This is a genomic window from Pseudomonas sp. MF5691, assembly GCF_016405645.1.
GTDB classification, from domain to species: domain Bacteria; phylum Pseudomonadota; class Gammaproteobacteria; order Pseudomonadales; family Pseudomonadaceae; genus Aquipseudomonas; species Aquipseudomonas shahriarae.
Genome location: NZ_JAEKDC010000039.1, coordinates 1 through 20,499, shown reverse-complemented (window position 1 = coordinate 20,499; position 20,499 = coordinate 1). Strand labels below are relative to the sequence as shown.

Genomic DNA, 20,499 nt, shown 5'->3' with positions numbered 1-20,499 from the left:
AGTCAGCGCTCGCAAGTTTTATGCTGTTGCGAACGATTCTCATAAATTGTAGTCTAGCGCCCCCTATGTGTGCCCTGCACACGGATGCTCATGGAGTGTGCGTTGGATAATCTGGACCGGTTGTTTCGCCTCTATCATCGCGAACTGCAGCAGATTGCCTACCGTCGCCTGGGCGACAGGGAGATGGCTGCCGATCTCGCTCAGGACGCATTCGTGCGTTACGTTGGCCTGGATCGACAGCAGCGCACCCATACGATTATCAACCCACGGTTTTTCCTGATTCGCGTGCTGCGCAACCTGATCATTGACCTTGGGCGCAGCCGCACGCGGCGCGGGCCGATGGACTCGCTGGAGGATGTGCAGCACGAACTGCTGGATCCGTGCCCGGGGCCTGCGGCACTGGTGGAAATGCGCCAGCAGTTGCAACTGTTGCATCAGGCGTTGAGTGAATTGTCCGAGAACAGCCGCCAGGCCTTGTTACTCAATCGCCTCGATGGATTGGGCCATGCCGCCATCGCCCAGCAGCTTGGGGTTTCCCCCAGCATGGTCAGCAAATACATCATGAGTGCCGTGCTGCACTGTGCTCGTCGCCTCGGGATGACCGAGTGACACGCGACCCTGCCCCGAGTAAACCTTCGCCGCTGCTGACCGAGCAAGCGTTGCAGTGGCTGGTCGACCTGCATTCGGGCAGTGCCGAGGCACCGTCTTGGGACGCCTACCTGCAGTGGTGCGAAACCTCCGCGGAGCACCAACGCGCCGCCCAGGCGGCGGAGCGATTGTGGGAGAGCCTGGGCAGCGCACTGGAGCGTCCGCCCGCGTCGTCACGCCGCTTGCTGCAACTGGGACTTGTCGTGGCGTTGAGCCTGGCAGGCGGTTTGTCCTGGCAGGCAGAGCAACAAGGCTGGATGGCGGATCAGGTGACCGGCCTGGGTGAGCACCGCCGTGTGACACTGGCCGACGGCTCACACCTGGAACTGGCGCCACGCACGCGTGTGGATATCGCAATGCACGGTAATCGTCGTGTGCTGCATCTCTATACCGGGGAGCTCTTTGTCCAGGTCGCCCCCGATGCCCAGCGCCCATTCGAAGTACGCGCCGGCCGTGGCAGCCTGCGTGCGCTGGGCACTGGCTTCGACGTGCGGCGCGAAGGCGAGCAGGTGCGGATGGTCGTCACCGAACACACGGTGCGCGTGACATTGGACGACGATCCACAGACCACCGATGTCGAGGCCGGTCAGGCCGTGCAATACGGCCCGGAAGGTCTCTCGCGCACCCAGCCAGTCGACGTCGGCACCGCCACGGCCTGGCGCCGCGACAAACTGGTGTTCAACCGCCAGCCCCTGGGTGATGTGCTGGAGCAACTTGGCCGCTACCATCGCGGCGTAATCTGGGTCCGTGACAGCGGCCTGCGCGACCTGCCCGTGACCGGCATCATTGCCACCGACGACACCGACGCCCAATTGAAACTGCTGCAACGCACCTTGCCGCTGCGGGTGCGCTTGCTGCCGTGGCTGACCGTGATCGAGCGCGACGACTCGCCGCGACAGTAACTCAGCTTGCAAAAAATACACTTGCCGCCGCTGTCGGGTTTCAGAGGGTTGACGTCTTTCCTGTTGAGATTGATTTTTATTTGGCTGATTTCAGCAAGGGGAGCGTTATGCAGCATCTGATCAGGCACACTGCCTTGAGCCTGGCACTTGCCACGGCCAGTACCGTGGGTATGAGCCTGCCGGCACAGGCGGCGCAGCAGCAGAAGAGCGACAGCCGGACCTACGCTATCGAGGCCGGTCAACTTGACCAGGTATTGACGCGCTTTGCCGAGCAGTCCGGGTTGCGGTTGATGGTTGTCAGCGAATTGGTGGCTGGTCAGCAGTCGGACGGGTTGAAGGGGAGCTACCCGCTGCAGCAGGGGCTTGATCGGTTGTTGCTGAACAGCGGCTTGGTTGCCCTATTGAGTGATGATGTGATTTTGATTGAGAAGGCACCGGTACAGGGTGGGGCGTTGGAGTTGGGGGCTACCACCATTCAGGGGCAGGGGATGGGGGAAATGACGGAGAATTCGGGGTCCTATACCACGGGGTTGACCAGTATCGGCTCGAAGACTCCGACCCGCTTACGGCAGACGCCACAGTCGGTGTCGGTGGTGACAGCGCAGGTTATTGAAGAAAAGCGCATGACCGACCTGGCCGAAGCCATGAAAATGACGCCAGGCATTACGGTTACGAACAACAACTTCCGGTTGTCAGACTTCTCCTCTCGCGGCTTTAACATCGAGAACATTCAAATCGACGGTGCCGCTCCTATGGCCCTGGGCACCACGTCGGGCAGTTTCTATTCCAACAAGAGCTACGACCTGGTGGAGTACGACCACGTCGAAGTCTTGCGGGGTGCGTCCGGGTTATTTGGCGGCACAGGTGACCCTGGCGGCATGATCAACCTGGTGCGCAAGCGCCCGTTGGACGTTTACCAGTTAAAGGTCGATGTCTCGGCGGGGAGCTGGGACAACTACCGTACCCAGATGGATGTCACAGGGCCTTTGGGGTTCGACGGCAAGTTGCGTGGGCGAATGGTGGCGGCCTACACGGATCGTCAATACATGGCGGATGACCGAGGCCTGGAAAAGCCGATTTTCTACGGGGTGTTGGAAGCGGATATCACGGATGACACGCGCCTGACCCTGGGCGGGCGCTCTGAGCGTATCCACGAGACGGGTTCAGGCACGGGCTTGCCGCGTTACCTCGATGGCCGGGACTTGGGGCTCTCGCGAAGCGCCAGCCTGACGCAGAATTGGGCCTACCTGGATGGTCGATCCCAGGAAATCTTTGGCAAGATCGACCATGAGTTCAACGATAACTGGAAGGGTAACGTTTCTTACACCCAGACCCTGGATTCTGGCTTCTCGAAAAGCGCCTTTTCCTTTGGTGCAGTCGATCCTGAGTCCAGGACAGGGCCCAATACCGGGGGCTCCAACAACAAATACCGCAGCGATCAAAAGCTGTTTGATGTGAATCTTGCGGGTAAATTCGAGGCAATCGGGTTGCAGCATGAGCTCCTTATGGGGATGGATCACCAGAAAATCACCAGTTCATGGGCGGGGACTGCCCAGGCCACTGGATCGGGTGTACCAATCGATGTATTTAACCCAGCGCCCTGGCTACAGCCCGACACCAACAAAGATTTTTTCCACCGATTCAGTCCCAATACCCAGGTGCAGTACGGCCTGTATTCGACGCTGCGTCTGCAACTGGCCGAGCCGCTGCACTTGATCGTTGGCGCTCGGGCACAACGTTATAAATTTGATCAGCTCTATCGGTCCCGCGATAAGCAGGGCGTCTGGGGAACCGACTCGGATATATCGGTTCGTGAAGCCACCAAGGTTGTTCCTTACGGCGGTATCGTCTATGACCTCACGGATGAATGGTCGACCTACGTCAGTTACTCCGAGATTTTCAAACCGCAGCAAACCAAACTGCAGGGTCCGTATCCCGGCAGCTCAATCGAACCCATGACCGGCAAGACCTACGAGACCGGGCTCAAGGGAGAGTTGTGGGGAGGGGCCGTCAATACATCGCTTGCGCTTTACTACACCGCCCGCAAAAACGAGGCGGTCCTGGATCCACGCTATGAACAGATGAGTGTGTTGCACGGTGGCAGTTGCTGCTATCTGCCTCAAGGGGAAGTGACCAGCAAGGGTGTTGATATGGAGTTCACCGGCGAAGTATTGCCGGACTGGAACGTACTGGCCGGTTACACCTATAACCACAACCGCAATCGCACTCAAGCCAAAGTGTTCAGCAGTGTGACACCCAAGCATCAGGTCAAACTCTGGTCTACCTACCGTCTGCCAGGTCTGTTCAATGACCTGAAGGTGGGCGGCGGCGTGAATCTACAGAGTGCTACTGATGTCAGCGGGACAACCTGGTTTGCCCCTCAGAAGCGGTATTACGATTTTAAATACAGCCAGTCCGGATACGCTGTTTGGGACGCCATGGCCGAGTACCAATTGGATGAGAACTGGAGCGTGCTCTACAACGTCAATAACCTGTTCGACAAGCACTACTACAGCAAACTTGGGACGCCTTCCTCGGGCAACTGGTACGGCGATGAGCGCAACCACATGCTGACTCTACGCGGTACTTTCTGGTAAGTCGCAGATAAAAAATAAGCCCGCGTGATTGCGGGCTTTTTATATGTGCGGATGTTGTCTTGGCTGAATGTGACGATTCGCCGTGAAAGCGATTTATGGCAAAAATAAATGCATATAGCCACTGTCGGTGTTCAGAGGGCTGGCGTCTTTCTTGTTGAGATTGATTTTTATTTGGCTGATTTCAGCAAGGGGAGCGTTATGCAGCATCTGATCAGGCACACTGCCTTGAGCCTGGCACTTGCCACGGCCAGTGCCGTGGGTATGAGCCTGCCGGCAAAGGCGGCGCAGCAGCAGAAGAGCGACAGCCGGACCTACGCTATCGAGGCCGGTCAACTTGACCAGGTATTGACGCGCTTTGCCGAGCAGTCCGGGTTGCGGTTGATGGTTGTCAGCGAATTGGTGGCCGGTCAGCAGTCGGACGGGTTGAGGGGGAACTACCCGGTGCAGCAGGGGCTTGATCGGTTGTTGCTGAACAGCGGCTTGGTCGCCCGATTGAGTGATGATGTGATTTTGATTGAGAAGGCACCGGTACAGGGTGGGGCGTTGGAGTTGGGGGCTACCACCATTCAGGGGCAGGGGATGGGGGAGATGACGGAGAATTCGGGGTCCTATACCACGGGGTTGACCAGTATCGGTTCGAAGACTCCGACCCGGTTACGGCAGACGCCGCAGTCGGTGTCGGTGGTGACAGCGCAGGCGATTCAGGATAGCAGGGGGGTGGACCTGACCGACGCGTTGAAGCTGACGCCTGGGATTACCTTGAAAAAAACCAGTGTTCGCACCACTGATTTTTACTCTCGCGGCTTCATGATCCAGAACATCCAGATTGACGGCGCCGCGCCCATGGCCTTGGGTAATTCGGCGGGAAGTTTTTACTCCAACAAAAATTACGACCTGGTGGAGTTCGACCACGTAGAGGTGCTGCGCGGAGCGTCAGGGTTGTTCGGCGGCACGGGGGATCCGGGGGGTATGATCAACCTGGTGCGCAAGCGTCCATTGGATGCCTACCAGTTGAAGATCGACACTTCGGCAGGCTCCTGGGACAACTATCGTACCCAGTTCGACGTAACCGGGCCTATGGGCTTTGACGGTAAGTTGCGTGGCAGGTTGGTGGCGGCCTACAGCAACAATGGATCTTTCCAGGATCATATAAGCGACGAGAAACCAACGGTGTATGGGGTGCTGGAAGCTGACATCCAGCCAGATACCCGGGTGACTTTTGGCGGCCGCTCCGAGCGAATCCATGTGAATGGCTCCGGCATTGGTTTACCGCGGTACATCACCGGCGATGACCTGGGTTTATCCAGGCGTACGAGTCTTACACAGGGTTGGGCCTATCAGGACGGCCGGTCACAAGAGCTGTTTGCCAAGATCGACCATGAGTTCAACAGCGATTGGAAAGTAAACGCGACCTACACCAGGACTCTGGAGTCCGGGCTTTCGAAAAGCGCTTTTGCCAGCAATGGACTCAATCCGATCACGTTCAAAGGTACTCATTGGGGCGGTAATACCACTGCGTATCGCAGCGAACAGGGATCGGCAGATATCAACCTTGCCGGGAAGTTTGATGCGTTCGGTTTACGGCATGAATTTTTGCTCGGTATGGATCATCAGAGAATCACCAGTCGGTGGCGCGGAACGGGACAAAGCGAAGGGGCAGGTGGTGACCTGAATGTGTTTGATCCAGACTCCACACCTTGGCCTCAGCCGGCAACCCGTAAGGACTTTTTCCGTGATTACAACCCCAATGACCAAGTTCAGTACGGGTTGTATTCAACCTTGCGTTTGCAACTCGCCGAACCTCTGCATCTGATTGTTGGTGCCCGTGTCCAACGTGTTAAGTACAACCAGACCTATATGGCTGATTGGGATGGGAGCGGCTTTAAGCCGGAATCCGACGTGTCGTCCCGGGAGCCTACCAAGCTCACACCCTATGGCGGTCTGGTCTACGACCTGAATGATGAGTGGTCGACTTACGCAAGCTATTCCGAGCAGTACAGGCCTCAGCAGTTGAAATTACAGGGCCCCGCACCAGGTTCGCCACTTGAGGCAATGAAAGGCCGCGCCTATGAAGCTGGGTTGAAGAGCGAACTGCTTGGCGGGGCGGTGAACACCAATTTCTCCATTTACTACACCGAGCGGGAAAACGAAGCGGTACGTGACTCCCGTTACCCATCGACCGATGTCCAGTTCGGCGGCAACTGCTGTTATCTGGCAGAAGGCAAAGTAGTCAGTAAAGGCCTCGACATTGAGGTGTCGGGTGAAGTGATGCCTGACTGGATGCTGATTGCCGGCTATACCTATAACAACAATCAAGACCGAACGAAAAATGCTGCATTCAGCGCTATCACCCCCAAGCATATGGTCAAGTTTTGGTCCACTTACCGCCTGCCAGGTGCTTTCAATGATGTGAAGCTGGGAGGCGGGGTCAATCTGCAAAGCGCCACTTACGTCAGCGGATCTGCTGGTGTCCTGGATAAAATGGGGAATCCGGTCAAGGATGCCGATGATAAAGACCTATCCATTCCCTTTGATTACAAGCAGTCAGGCTATGCAGTCTGGAACGCGATGGCCGAGTATCGCCTGGACGAGAACTGGACGCTGGCCTACAACCTCAATAACGTATTCGACAAAACCTATTACACGGCTGTGGGGTCTTCCTACTCCGGTAACTGGTACGGCGACCCTCGCAACCACATGTTGACCCTGCGCGGTACCTTCTGGTAAGCACGGCTTTAAATGAAAAGGGACATCGTGAGATGTCCTTTTTTTGTTTCTGTTACAAAGTGATTGAGAATCCGTCTAAATTATTTTTATCCCGAACGTTCATTAATGGCTCGATACCGATTCAAGTCAAAACCGTCCCTCTGCAACAGGGAGTGGAGTCCGGACGGTTTAACTATATTCAGGCCATTCCGCCCCAAGAGTGGAAGGCCTTCGACATTAATGACATATCTGGGGCTAAACCAAACAATGAAACGCGAGAGTAAAAGGTTCAGGCAAAAACTCTTCAATGCTCCCCTCTCTTCCTGCCGCAGTTGCGTGTCGATGGCGGTCCTGGGGTTGACTCTCAGTGTCTGCGGCGGGGCGTTTGCCCAACCCATACAGGTGAATGTACCAGCCCAGTCGCTGGACAAGGCGCTGACCGAACTGGGCAAGCAGACCGGCCTGCAAGTGCTTTTCGGGCCGGATATGGTCGCGGGCAAGAAGTCCACCGCCGTCAATGGCAGCCTCGAACCTGCAGTTGCGCTTGAGGCGCTGCTCAAAGGTGCAGGCCTGAGTTTTCGGATTGAAAACAATACGGTTATCCTCAGCCCTGAAAGTGGCGCGAGTTCAGCCCTGGAGTTGGGCGCCACCACCATCCAGGGCCAGGGTATGGGACAGATGACGGAAAACTCCGGCTCCTATACCACCGGCCTGGTCAGTGCGGGTTCAAAAACCCCTACCAGCCTGAAGGACACGCCACAGTCCGTTTCTGTTATCACCCAACAGCTTATTGAAGATCAGCGCATGGTTGACTTGTCCGATGCGATGAGACGCACGCCGGGCATTACCGTTAAAAGCGCCAACTACCGTCTGCCACAGTTCATCTCTCGTGGTTTTCGTATCGACAACATCCAGATTGATGGCGCCTCGCCGATGGACATCGGTTCTGGTATCGGTACCTTCTATGCCAACAAAACTTATGACTTGGCCGAGTTCGACCATATCGAAGTGTTGAAAGGGGCGTCCGGCTTGTTCGGAGGCACCGGTGACCCGGGCGGTATCATCAACGCCGTGCGTAAACGTCCGCTGGATTACTTCCAACTCAAGTTCAACACTTCGGCAGGGTCCTGGGATAACTACCGTACTGAAGTCGACGTGACGGGGCCGATGGCCTTTGACGGCAAGCTGCGCGGGCGCGTAGTAGTAGCCAATACCGACCGTCAGTACTTCATGGATAACCGCAGCACCCAGACGCCCTTTATCTATGGCGTGCTGGAGGCCGACGTGAGTGACACGGCCCGGATTACCGTCGGGGGGCGCTACGAAAAAATTCATGAAAATGGGACTGGCGACGGTTTGCCGCGTTATAGCACGGGGCAGGACTTGAAGCTCAAGCGCAGCACTTGGTACTCGCCGAACTGGGCCTACAGCGATAACAGCTCCCAGGAAGTCTTCGCCAAGTACGATCAGGAGTTAGCTGACGACTGGAAGCTCAACGTCTCCTTGACCAGCACCTTCGATAAATCCGAAACGAAGGGTGCGTTTCTTTATGGCTCTCCTGACCCGGTAACCCTTGAGGGCGCTACCTGGGGCGGCAGCTACATTAAAAGTCGCAGTGAGCAGACACTGTTCGATGCCAACGTGTCTGGAAAATTCACCGCATTTGATCGCGAGCATGAACTACTGATTGGTGCCGACGCCCAAAAAGTGACCAGCCGTTGGCGCTCGACGAAGGGCATGACCGCGTTCTACCCCATTGATATCTACAACCCGGACGCAACGCCTCTGCCTGCTGACAGTATTGGCAATAGGCTTGTACGTGATTACAGCCCCAATACCCGCAAGCAGTATGGTTTGTACTCCACCTTGCGTTTACAACTGACTGATCCGCTCAAGCTGATCATTGGTGCCAGGGCCCAGCGTTATAAGTTTGAACAGGTCTACACAACTGATGATGACGCGAAGGGTGTGTGGAAAGTTGAATCCGACACTGATCGTCGTGAGCCGACCAAGGTGGTGCCCTTTGGTGGCCTGGTGTACGCCCTTGATGACGAATGGTCTGTATACGCCAGTTATTCGGAAATCTTCAAGCCCCAGGCGCAGCAACTGGAAGGTCCAAGCAGTTCCGGCAAGGGGCTGGAACCCATGGTTGGCAAGACTTATGAGACCGGTATCAAAGGGGAACTGTATGACGGGACGCTGAATGTGTCGGCCGCAGTGTTCTACACCAAGCGGGAGAAAGAGGCGATCCAAGATCCCCGATATACACGTGAGTCAGTCCTGTATGGCGGCAGTTGCTGCTTCCTTGCCCAAGGCGAGATCATCAGCAAAGGTATCGAACTTGAAGCCAGTGGTGAGATTACGCCAGGATGGATGGTGATGGGGGGGTACACCCTAAACATCATAGACAATGGCACTAAAGACACTTTCCTCACCACGGTTACGCCCAAGCACCTGGCAAAGCTATGGACTGTCTACACGCTGCCAGATCGACTATCTGACTGGAAAATTGGCGGGGGTGTCAATGTGCAGAGTGCCAGCTATGCCAGTGGGACGGCCTATCGGGTTAGAAAGAACCCGACGGAAAATTACTACGATGTCTACGATGAACGGCCTTTTGATATGGTTCAGGGCGGCTACGCCGTATGGGATGCCATGGTTGAATACAAGGTCGATGAAAACTGGACTGTTGCCCTTAGCGGCAAAAACTTGTTTGATCGCAAGTACTTCGAAACGCTGAGAACTTCTGAGTACGGCAACTACTACGGTGAACCGCGTAACTACATGCTGACGGTGCGTGGCACGTTCTAGAGCTTCGTGATGCACAAAAAACCACCTCGATATGAGGTGGTTTTTTTTTGCACCGCTTATATCTGGATCAATGCAGGGCTAACCAACTGTCCACGGCGCTGTAAATATTTACGATATCCCCAGTAATTCCTGACATGCGCAGGAAATCATGGGTCAGGCCGTTCTGGGTGAGCAAGGTCACGCTGGTTCCGGTGTTCTTTAGCAGATCGGCGTATTCCAGGCCCTCGTCATAAAGCGGGTCATATTCGGCCAGGCTTATATAGGCCGGTGCCAAGGCGGTCAGTCCCTGGGTCAGCAATGGCGAGGTACGCCAGTCGCCACGTTGCTCAGCGTCAGGCGTGTAGTGTCGATAAAACCATTGCAGTGTCTTGCTCTCCAGTAGGAAACCTTCGGCATACCGCTGGTGGGAAGGGCGAGTACGCTGGGTATCAGCGACCGGGTAGAACAGCAACTGAGCCTGAGGTTTAAGCACCATCTCCTCAGGGTGTTGCACGGCACTGATAGCCAGAACAGTCGCCAGGGTTGCGCCTGCGCTGTCACCGGCGAGCGTCACTTTGAGCGGGTCCAGTTGAAGCACGGCACCCTCACGGGCGAGCCAATTCGCACTGTCCACGGCATCATTCACAGCCGCGGGAAATGGATGCTCGGGCGCCAGGCGATACGCCGGTGCCAGCACCGCATGGCGCCCGCTGGCGGCCAGGCGCCGGCAGATCGAGTCGTGGGAGTCGAGACTGCCGAGGACATAACCGCCGCCATGGAAATACAGGATCACCGGCAGCACGCTTTGCTCTGTACCGATCTTGCGGTAGAGACGGGCAGCCAGTAGCTGACCGTCGCGAGTGGGGACCTGTAATGCGCTGACATTGATCGCGCCGGGTGGGCTCGGGTCGAGAATCTGCGACGTCAGGTCGAACTCGGCTCGTGCGGCTTGTGGTGTGAGTTGGTGCATCGGCTGGCTTTTGCCGCTTAGGCGGCCCATCTCGGCCAGTTCCAGAAAACCTTCGAGGTCAGGGTCCAGAGGCATTGCGTGTTCCTTATCAGGTGGTTGCCCAACAAAAATGCCCCAGGCCACAGGCCTGGGGTGATGGCAGGATTAACGGGTGACCGCTTCGCGCTGCGGTAATTGCTGGAGCAGGCTGTGCAGAAGCTGGCTGTTGTTAAGCATCTGGTAATGCCCGGCGACGATTCGCTCGTCCAGAATGCTGCCCGCCACCGGATTGGTGAAGTCCGGTGAATTGGCGTCGCAGGCCCACCAGCAGCAGGCAGACGCTCGTGTCTGCGGCAGTGTTTTCAGATCCAGGGACAGGCCCTTGAGTTTCATCGCGACCATGAACGTATGGGCTAGCTCTTCGACACTGATGTTGCTGAACGCTGAAGTGCCGGCGACTTGTTGGCGGATATCCGTGATCGACCGTTCCAGCATCGCTTGGGGGCTGTCGGCTGGGAGTTCCACTACCGGTAGGTGCTCGCAGGCTTGAGCGAAGATCACGGCAAGGAAACCGCGCAAGTCATCGCCCCAATCCAGATCGCGAGCAGCGGGTACGGTGGACGGGATAAAGCTGTCTACCAATCCCAGGAACTCTACTTCCTGGCCCTGCTTTTCCAGTTCCTGAGCGACCAGTACTGCGAGGGTGCCCCCCAACGACCAACCAACTAGTTGATAAGGTCCCTGGGCCTGTTTCTGGCGAATGTACTGGGCATAGTCGATAGCCATGGACGCCAGAGATTCGTCCTGCCAGTCGCGGTCGAGCAGCATGCGACATTGCAGGCCATAGACGCTGCGCTGGCCTTCCAGGCGACGTGCGAGGGTGTCGTAGTCGAACACCGTGCCAAAGCCGGCATGCAGGCAGAACAGCGGCGGCACATGGGGCACGCGGCTATTGAGCAACAGCAAAGGGTCCAGGTCGGTGGCAGGGGCGAAGCCCGACAGTTCGGCAATGGTCGGTTTGCCGATCATGTCCCGCAGTTTCAGTTCCAACCCCAGCTCAGGCTGGTTACGGACCTTGGACAGCACTTTGAGGATGCGCAGCGAATCGCCGCCCAACTCGAAGAAATTGTCGGTCACACCCACGCTTTCCAGCTCCAAAACCTGTTGCCAAATGATTGCCAGGGCTTGTTCCACAGCATTGCGAGGGGCTACGAATTCACGGCCCTTGAAGTCGGGATCAGGTAGTGCCTTTCGGTCGATCTTACCGTTGGGATTAAGCGGCAATGCGGCCAGGCGAATGATCTGCGTGGGCACCATATAGTCAGGCAAGTCAGCCTGGAGCAAGGCGCGCAAGCGTTCTCCTGGCGCATCATCAGTTGGGGTGACGACATAGCCGATCAGCTGTTTGCTGACGCCCGCCTCACGAGCGACCACCACTGCATCCTGTACCCCCGGAATATCTCGCAACCTGGATTCGATTTCACCAAGCTCTATGCGGAATCCGCGAATCTTTACCTGGTTATCCAGGCGTCCCAGGTAATCGATTACGCCATTGGGACGTTGGCGTACCAGATCGCCCGTGCGGTACAGGCGCGAGCCGTTGGCGGCAAATGGGTCGAGCACAAACCGTTCGGCCGTCAGCCCCGGACGCTGATGATAACCCCGAGCCACACCTTCACCGCCAATGTACAACTCGCCGGCCACACCCTCGGGTAACGGGTTGAGGTGTTCGTCGAGAACATACAGCGTGCGCTCGCCAACCCGCGTACCAATCGGTGCGTATACTGCGCCGCAGGTTTCACTGACGGGGACTTTCCACAGCAGTGGCGTGACCACGGTTTCGGTCGGGCCGTAGCCATTGGTCAAATAAACAGGTTTGAGTGTGTGCTTGACCAGCTCAAAGTTGGCCTCGGCCACCGCATCCCCACCAAAGCAGTAAATGCGCACAGCAGGCGGTGCCTTGCCGCAGTCTCGGGCGTACTCTGCCAACTGTTGCAGATAAGCCGGTGGGAAGCAGGCGATGCTGATCCGGTGGGCATGCAAGGCGTGCCAGGTTTCCTCGGGGGTCCACAGGCGGTTCTCGCGCACCACCAACTGGCCTCCGTGGGCCAAGGTACTCAGCCAGCGCTCTTGGGCCCCATCGAAAGCAAACGACATGAACAACAGTTCGCGGGTGCTGTTGTCCATTTCATAGCGCTGGCCGATCGCCTGGCAGTGCATGCGGATCTGCCCGTGGCTGACCGCCACGCCCTTGGGTTTGCCCGTGGAGCCGGAGGTGTAAATCAGGTAGGCGAGGTTGTCCGCATCCATCAGCGATTGCGGGTGGCGATCGGACAGAGCAGTCAGGGGCAGAGTGTCCAGTTCGATCAGTGCAGGCGCCCATGGCTGGCTGAAACGCTCGCGCAACGAGCCCTGGGTGAGCAGTACTGCCATCGCCGAGTCTTCGACGATCCACTTCACTCGGTCTTGCGGGTAGTCAATATCCAGCGGGACGTAAGCGCCGCCCGTCTTCATCACGGCGTAGAAGGCGACGACCACATCCACTGAGCGTTCCAGGGCGACACCAACGAAGATCTCTGGCCCAACGCCCTGTGCGATCAGGTAGTGGGCCAGGCGGTTGGCGCGCTGCTCCAGTTGGCCATAGGTCAGTTGCTCCTGGTCACAGATCACTGCCACGGCATCCGCGTTGGTCACGGCATGGTTGCGGATCTGTGTCACGAGCAAGGGCAGGTCATAAACCTCGGCTACCAGTTCGTTATCCTGCTGCAAGGCCCGTTGCTCACCGGCATTGAGCGTGGATAGGCTACCGAGGGTGGCTTTCGGATTTTCGAGCATGGCCAGCAGCAGAGTTTCGAAGCTACGGCGCAGTTGCGCGGTGGCCTCGGCGGTGAAACAGTTGCGCAGGTACATGAACTCAACGGTGAGGCGATCGCCCAGGTTAACCGCAAGGTCCATGGCGAAGTTGGTAACACCCTGAGTCCTGGTTTCACCGAATTTGAGGTGATCCTGCTCGGCTTCTTGCAGGCGCTCATCCACCGGGTAGTTCTCGAACACGATGATGCTGTCGAACAGCGCTTGGCCGCCTTGTCCCGACCAGCGTTGTACGTCGGCCAGCGATGCATGTTCGTGATCGCGTACTTCCAGGTTGTAGGTTTGCAGTTTTCGCAACCAATCGGTCACGGTCTGCTGTGGCTGTGGGGTCTGAATGATCGGCAAGGTGTTGATAAACAATCCCAGCATTTCATCGGATGCCTCAAGGCTCAGTGGCCGTCCTGCGACGGTACTGCCAAAGCACACGCTGTCCTGTCCCGTATAGCGCTGCAACAGCAGTAGCCAGGTTGCTTGGATAAATGTGTTGGGTGTGACGCGCAACCGTTGCGCCTGATCTATTAGGTGTTGGGTTTGTTGCGCGTCCCAGTTGAGGTAAAGCGCCTCATGCCCGTCGCAACCAGGATCAGGTCGTGGCGATAGGCTATTGGCGAGAACGGTTGGCCCGTTCAGCCCTTGCAGCTTCTGTTTCCAGAAAGTTTCCAGGGAGGACTGTGACTGGGTTTTCAACCAGGCGATGTAGTCTCGGTACTTACCACGTTTTGGCTCGGGAGTCTTGCCGTTGTACACCTCGAACACTTCGGCGAGCAGCCGTGAGCTGCTCCAGCCATCTAGTAAAATATGATGGTGGGTCCAGATCAGGTAGAGCTGTTCGGCCGGCAGTTTGATCAGGGTCAGGCGCATCAATGGTGCCGCCAGTAGGTCGAAGCCTTCGCGGTTATCTGCTTCGATCAGATCTTGCAGGTCGTTTGCGCAGGACTCACGGTTCTGCCAATCAAGAATACGCAGGGGGAGGTCAGTTTTTTTGAACACCATTTGCAGCGGTTCAGCCAGGTGGCTGGCGGTCCAGAAACCCGTACGCAGGATTTCATGGCGTTCGACGGCAGTATTCCAGGCGTCGGTAAACCGCGCGATGTCCAGGCCGCTGACGGGTACTGCGGTTTGGTTGATGTAAGCTGCGGCCTCGGACGCCTCAAGGGTGTGGAACATCATCCCTTGTTGCATGGGGGACAAGGGATAGAGGTCTTCAATCTGCTGAATAGGGAGGCTCAGTGTGTCCAGTTGCGCCTGGCTCAAGCCAGCCAACGGAAAGTCAGAGGGTGTTGCACCTTGATGGTTGGTATCGCAGCAGTAGGCGACCAACTGCTCAAGTGCTTGTAGGTAGTTATTGGAGAGCTTCTGGATGACCTCGGCAGGGATTACTTCCTGGCTGAAGATCCAGGCCATGCTCAGCTGGCCGTCATCGATCTGGCTATGAATGGTTAGTCGGTTGCACAGCGCTGGATTGCTGTTTTTCTCTACGCCATATTTTTCTCTCACCGGGACAAACAGGGCACCTGCGGCGCTGTCGGTTTGATCTCGGTAGTTGAAGGCGATGCGCGGCATTGGTAGCGCGTCCAGGCTTGCCTGGACCTGTGTGTCACCCAGGTAGCGCAAGACACCAAACCCAATGCCTTTATCGGGAATGGCCCGCAGTTGTTCCTTGACCTGCTTGATCGCTTCGCCCCAGTCCTTATGGGCGGTCAACTTGACCGGGTACAGGCTGGTGAACCGGCCCACGGTGCGGGTCAGGTCGATATCATCGAACAGGGCTTCGCGGCCATGGCTTTCCAGTTGGACCAAAACGTTTTCGCACGAGGTCCATTGGCTGACTGTACGGGTCAGGGCAGTCAGGAGCAGATCGATAATTTGCGTGCGATAGGCCGCGGGCGCGACTTGCATCAGTTGCTGGGTCAGGGTTTTGCTGAGCTTGATATCGACAGTCGTCGCTTGGCCGTGCCGTTGGCAGCCCTCAGGGTTGGCCTGGGGCAGGTCGTGGCTTGAAGCGTCCAGTTGCTGGACCCAGTACGCCAGTTCTTGTTGCAGGGCGTCGCTGCGACCGTAGTCTTGCAACTTCTCGCCCCAGGTTTTGTAGGCGCTGGTTTTCTCCGGCAAGGCCAGCGCCTGACCCATTTGCAGTTGGTGGTAGGCCGTTTGCAAATCATCAAACAGGATGCCCCAAGACACGTCATCCGCCACCAAGTGATGGATCGCCAGCAACAGGCGCTGGCTGCCATCGTTCAGACTGACCAGCACTGCCCGCAACAGCGGTCCGTGTTGTAAGTTGAGGCTGCGCTGGGCTTCGTCGCCCAAGGATTGCAATTGCGTGACGCCATCAATGTACGTTTGCCACAGCACCGACGTAGTCGCCGGACGGTATTCAGCGCTCCAGCCAGAGTCAGTTTGAGTGAAACTCAGACGCAGTGCATCGTGGTGTTGGATCAGGGCGTTGAGGGCCTGCTCCAGCAGTTGCGGCTCCAGGGCCATGGCAGGCTTGAGCAGCACTGATCGGTTCCAGTGATTGCGCTCGGGGATGTTAGTGTCTAAGAACAGTTGCTGGATCGGCAACAGCGGGGCGCTGCCGATGACTGGGCCTTGATCGATCACGAGGCCCTGGCCGTGGGTTTTCGCCACATTGGCCAAGCCCTGGATGGTCTGGTGCTGGAACAGGTCCTTGGGGGTGAAGTGGATGCCGGCCTGACGGGCGCGACTCACTACCTGGATCGAGATGATCGAGTCGCCGCCCAGTTCGAAGAAGTTGTCGGTGACACCGACTTTTTCCAGTTTGAGCACTGTTTGCCAGATACCTACAATGGTGGTCTCCAGTGCTCCCTTGGGGGCAACATAGGTTTTTTGCACTTGGCTGGCATCGGGTTTTGGCAGTGCCTTACGTTCAAGCTTTCCGTTCGGGCTCAAGGGTAATTGGTCGAGAAACAACCAGTACACCGGGACCATATAGTCCGGCAGGTGTTCCTTGAGACGGATCTTGAGTCTGTCGCGCAAGTGTGTAGTGTCGATGTCTTTACGCGGTACGACGTACCCGACCAACTGCAAGCCAGTGGCAGTATCGACTGCCAGTACGGCCACCTCGTGTACTTCGTCTTGCTCCAGCAACCGCGCTTCGATCTCACCCAGTTCGATGCGCAAACCGCGAATTTTCACTTGATGGTCAATGCGCCCGACGTATTCGATGACCCCGTCAGGACGTTGGCGCGCCAGGTCGCCGGTGCGGTACAGGCGTTCACCTTGAGCGTAGGGGCTGGCAACGAAGCGCTCTGCGGTCAGGGCTGGGCGCTGGTGATAACCGCGGGCCAGGCCTTCGCCGCCTAGGTACAGCTCGCCGATCACCCCGGTTGGTACAGGTGCCAGGTCTGAATTGAGGACCCAGGTGGTCAGGTTAGCGATAGGCTGGCCGATTGGCACGCTGCTGCGGCTTTCCTCGCGACAGGTCCAGTGGGTCACATCAATGGCGGCTTCAGTTGGGCCGTAGAGGTTGTAGAGCGCTGCGTTTGGCAACTTGGCAAATACTTGTTGCTGGGCATCGGCCGACAGTGCTTCACCGCTGCACACGATGCGCTTTAAGCCATTGCAGCGGGATACTTGCTCATCGGCGAGGAACACCTGGAGCATCGACGGTACGAAGTGCAGGGTAGTTATATCGTGCTGGTTGATCAGTTCGACCAAGCGGGCTGGATCGCGATGGTCTCCAGGACCGGCAATCGCCAGGCGTGCACCGGTCATCAACGGCCAGAAAAACTCCCAGACTGAGACGTCAAAGCTGAACGGGGTTTTTTGCAGCACCGTGTCGGCTGTCGTGAGGTTGTAGGCCTGCTGCATCCAGCACAAACGGTTGACCAGTGCGCAATGCCGGTTGGCTGCACCTTTTGGCTTGCCGGTAGAGCCGGAGGTGTAAATCACGTAGGCCAGGTTTTCCGGATCCAAAGTAATACCGGGGTTGCTGCTGGGCCAGGCGCTGATAACTGGCTCGTCCAGACACAGCGTTTCCACACCGGCGGGAACCGGCAGCTTGTCGAGTAACGTCTGTTGGCTAAGCAACAAGGTGATGCCACTGTCCTGCATCATGTACGCAAGCCGATCACTCGGGTATTCAGGGTCTAGCGGAACATAGGCGCCGCCAGCCTTGAGGATGGCCAGCAGGCCGATCACCATATCCAGGCTGCGTTCGATGGCAATACCCACCAGTACATCGTGGCCGACGCCGCGTTCAATCAGGCGATGGGCCAATGAGTTGGCTTTCTGATTGAGTTGGTTATAGGTCAACTGGCTCTCACCAAAAATGAGCGCTACGGCGTCAGGGGTGCTTTCTACTTGCTGCTCGATCCACTGGTGGATGCAACGCTCAAGCGGATACGTGATAGTGGTGTCGTTCCAGTCGTACAGGATCTGCTGTTGTTGTGCGTTGCTGAGTAACGACAAACTGGCAATTGCTTGCTGTGGTGCTGCGATGCAGCGATCGAGCAGGTTTAGCCAGTGTTGTCCGAGGCGTTCAATGGTGCTGGCTTCAAACAGGTCGGTGGCGTAGTTCAGAGTTGCTGACAAACCCTGCGTTGATTCGAAGGTGCTGAAAGTCAGGTCAAACTGTGCGGTGCGACTGCCCCATCTGATGCCCTCGACGTCCAGCGAGGATGCAGGCGCAAGTTGTACTGTTGTGGAGTCCTGATGCTCTTTAAGATGGTTATACATCACCTGGAATAATGGGCTGATGCTCAGGTTCCGTTCCGGCTGCAAGGCCTCGACCAGTTGTTCGAAAGGCAGGTCCTGATGCGCCTGGGCATCCAGTGCCGTTTGCTTGACCTGGGCCAGTAGTTCGCTGAAAGACAGCGATTCATCGAAGCGCGCCCTGAGTACTTGAGTATTGACGAAAAAACCCAGCAAGCGCTCGGTTTCAACCCGGTTACGGTTGGCCACGGGTACGCCCACCCGAATGTCGGACTGGCGGCTGTAATGGTGCAACAGCGCCTGGAACGAGGCGAGCAGCAACATAAACAGAGTCACATTGTGTTGCTGGGCAAGCTGCTTGAGGTTGTGTTCCAGGGAGGCTGGAACCGTGACTGCAATGTTCGCCCCTCGATAGCTCTGGACAGCTGGCCGTGGGTGATCGGTGGGTAACTCCAATACGGGTTGTTCACCACCCAATTGGGCTTGCCAATAAGCCAGTTGGCGTTCGCTTTCACCGGCCTCCATCCAATGACGTTGCCAGATGGCATAGTCGGCGTACTGGATTGTCAGCTCTGGCAAGACGTTTGGTTGGCCTTGCTGATAATCCGAGTACAGTGCAACCAGTTCATCGACCATCACCTGCATCGACCAGTCATCCGAGACGATGTGGTGCTGGGTCAGCACCAGTACATGGTCATCCTGGCCCAGCTGTAGCAAGGCTACACGCAACAGTGGGCCTTGCTGCAAATCAAATGGCTGGTAAGCCTGGGCTTGGATAAATGCCTTGATTCCTGCGTCATCGAGCCCCGAAACGCTGCTTTGCTGGATCTGCATCGGCATGTCGAGGTGAATAATTTGCAATGGTCGATCTTCGCCATGTGCAAACGTGGTGCGCAGCGTCTGGTGACGGGCGATTAAGGCGTTGAAGCTTTGCTCCAGCGCCACGACGTCCAGTTTACCCTTGAGTCGCAGGGCAGTTGGAATGTTGTAGGCTGCGCTGTCGGGGTCTAGTTGCCAGAGCACCCACTGCCGTTCTTGAGCGAAAGAAAGTGGGATGGATTCGAAGGCTGACTGCACTTCAGGGATTGGCAGGTTGGTGGGTGAAACCCCTTCAGCCAGCATTTTTTCCAGGTACAGCTTGCGCTTTTCCAGGGGCAGGGTGATGAAACGCCGGGCAATACGGGCGGCGACAGTCTTATCCATCAGAACTCCTCCATTTCATCGAGCAGGGCTTCAAGTTTGTCGAGTTTCTGCGCGGTGACAGGTCCTGCCTGCTGCTCAAGCTGGGCGGTAAACGCGCCCAGAGTCGGGTGTTGGAACATCAACTGCGGCGTCAACTGCATACCCAGCTCAAGTTGTAGGCGCGAGACCACGCTCACGACCAGTAGTGAGTGCCCACCCAGTTCAAAGAAATGGTCCTCCAGGCCGATAGGCTCGACTTTCAATACGTCTTGCCAAATCGCTGCGACCTGCTGTTGCAAAGGACTACAGGGCGCTACATAGGTTTTTTGCGCCAGACTGGCATCCGGCGCCGGCAACACCTTGCGATCGAGCTTGCCATTGGGGGTCAGCGGCAGGCTGGCGAGGAAGACCCAATGGATGGGCACCATGTACTCCGGCAGGTCGCCCTTGAGCTGACGCTTGCACGCCTCACGCAGCGCCTGTTCATCGCTGACCGCTTGCACGGCAACCACGTACGCCACCAACTGCGAATGGCCAGCGACGTCCCGCACCACCACGGCGGCTTCGCGCACTTGCGGTTGCTCCAACAGCCGCGCCTCGATTTCCCCCAGTTCGATCCGCAATCCACGGATTTTTACCTGGTGATCCACCCGACCGATGTACTCGATCACCCCGTCCGCGCGGTAGCGCGCCAGGTCGCCGGTGCGGTACAGGCGCGTACCGGGAGCGCCAAATGGATCGGGCAGGAAGCGTTCGGCGGTGAGTGCCGGGCGCTGGAAGTAACCCCGCGCCAGGCCATCGCCGCCAATCAACAATTCACCCGCCACCCCGACCGGCACCGGCACCAGGTTATCGTCGAGGATATACAGGCTGGTATTGGCAATCGGCCCGCCCAGCCACGGCTGAGGCTGGGTTGGCGTGAGCGGGTACTGCGCCGACCAGATGGTGGTCTCGGTCGGCCCGTAGAGGTTCCACACCTGGGGCGAAAGCGCCAAAAGGCGGGTCGCCAGTTCCAGGGGCAGCGCCTCACCGCCGCACAGCAGTTTGCAGCCCTTGAGCTCATCGGCCTGCGGGTGATCGAGCAGCATGCGCCAGGTCGAGGGCGTGGCCTGCAACACGCTGATGCGCTGCTGTTTGACCAGGGCAAGCAAGGCTTGCGGGTCGAGGTTGATGTCCT

The 20,499-nt window shown here is 57.4% G+C and carries 8 protein-coding genes; 5 read left to right on the top strand and 3 right to left on the bottom strand.

All coding sequences use genetic code 11. The features are described 5' to 3' along the window. Positions 1-102: 102 nt before the first annotated feature. The 5 genes from JFT44_RS27680 to JFT44_RS27660 all read left to right on the top strand — a co-directional run bounded on the left by JFT44_RS27680 (position 103) and on the right by JFT44_RS27660 (position 9,664). The gene (locus JFT44_RS27680) at positions 103-609 is read left to right on the top strand and encodes an RNA polymerase sigma factor (protein WP_225923851.1); all 507 of its coding nucleotides are present in this window, start codon (positions 103-105) and stop codon (positions 607-609) included. Then, complete coding sequence (locus JFT44_RS27675; RefSeq protein WP_198831449.1) at positions 606-1,550, top strand: FecR family protein; 945 nt, start codon at positions 606-608, stop codon at positions 1,548-1,550. Before JFT44_RS27680 ends, JFT44_RS27675 begins: the two co-directional genes overlap by 4 nt. A 107-nt stretch (positions 1,551-1,657) precedes the next feature. After that, the gene (locus JFT44_RS27670; protein WP_198831452.1) at positions 1,658-4,147 is read left to right on the top strand and encodes a TonB-dependent siderophore receptor; all 2,490 of its coding nucleotides are present in this window, start codon (positions 1,658-1,660) and stop codon (positions 4,145-4,147) included. Between the two features lie 108 nt (positions 4,148-4,255). Further along, a complete protein-coding gene (locus JFT44_RS27665; RefSeq protein WP_233098443.1) occupies positions 4,256-6,874 on the top strand; it encodes a TonB-dependent siderophore receptor in 2,619 nt (872 codons plus the stop codon). A 246-nt stretch (positions 6,875-7,120) separates the two neighbouring features. Then, positions 7,121-9,664 (top strand): TonB-dependent siderophore receptor, encoded by a 2,544-nt coding sequence (locus JFT44_RS27660; RefSeq protein WP_169990632.1) that lies wholly within the window; start codon positions 7,121-7,123, stop codon positions 9,662-9,664. A 67-nt stretch (positions 9,665-9,731) separates the two neighbouring features. On the opposite strand, the gene JFT44_RS27655 is transcribed toward JFT44_RS27660, so the two are convergent. From JFT44_RS27655 to JFT44_RS27645, 3 genes are all read right to left on the bottom strand, one after another. Continuing rightward, positions 9,732-10,688, bottom strand: coding sequence for an alpha/beta hydrolase (locus JFT44_RS27655; RefSeq protein WP_169990631.1), 957 nt, complete (start codon positions 10,686-10,688; stop codon positions 9,732-9,734). Positions 10,689-10,757: 69 nt separating this feature from the next. Continuing rightward, entirely contained in the window at positions 10,758-19,343 is an 8,586-nt protein-coding gene (locus JFT44_RS27650) for a non-ribosomal peptide synthetase (protein WP_198831447.1), read from the bottom strand. After that, the coding region (locus JFT44_RS27645; protein ID WP_198831446.1) for an AMP-binding protein at positions 19,343-20,499 on the bottom strand (1,157 nt) is incomplete at its 5' end. The genes JFT44_RS27645 and JFT44_RS27650, both read right to left, overlap by 1 nt.

What these genes read in the sequence shown, in the direction of transcription:
- JFT44_RS27670 (WP_198831452.1), top strand. Translation starts at nt 1,658, where the DNA reads ATGCAGCATCTGATCAGGCACACTGCCTTGAGCCTGGCACTTGCCACG.
- JFT44_RS27665 (WP_233098443.1), top strand. Translation starts at nt 4,256, where the DNA reads ATGCATATAGCCACTGTCGGTGTTCAGAGGGCTGGCGTCTTTCTTGTT.
- JFT44_RS27660 (WP_169990632.1), top strand. Translation starts at nt 7,121, where the DNA reads ATGAAACGCGAGAGTAAAAGGTTCAGGCAAAAACTCTTCAATGCTCCC.
- JFT44_RS27655 (WP_169990631.1), bottom strand. Translation starts at nt 10,688, where the DNA reads ATGCCTCTGGACCCTGACCTCGAAGGTTTTCTGGAACTGGCCGAGATG.
- JFT44_RS27650 (WP_198831447.1), bottom strand. Translation starts at nt 19,343, where the DNA reads ATGGATAAGACTGTCGCCGCCCGTATTGCCCGGCGTTTCATCACCCTG.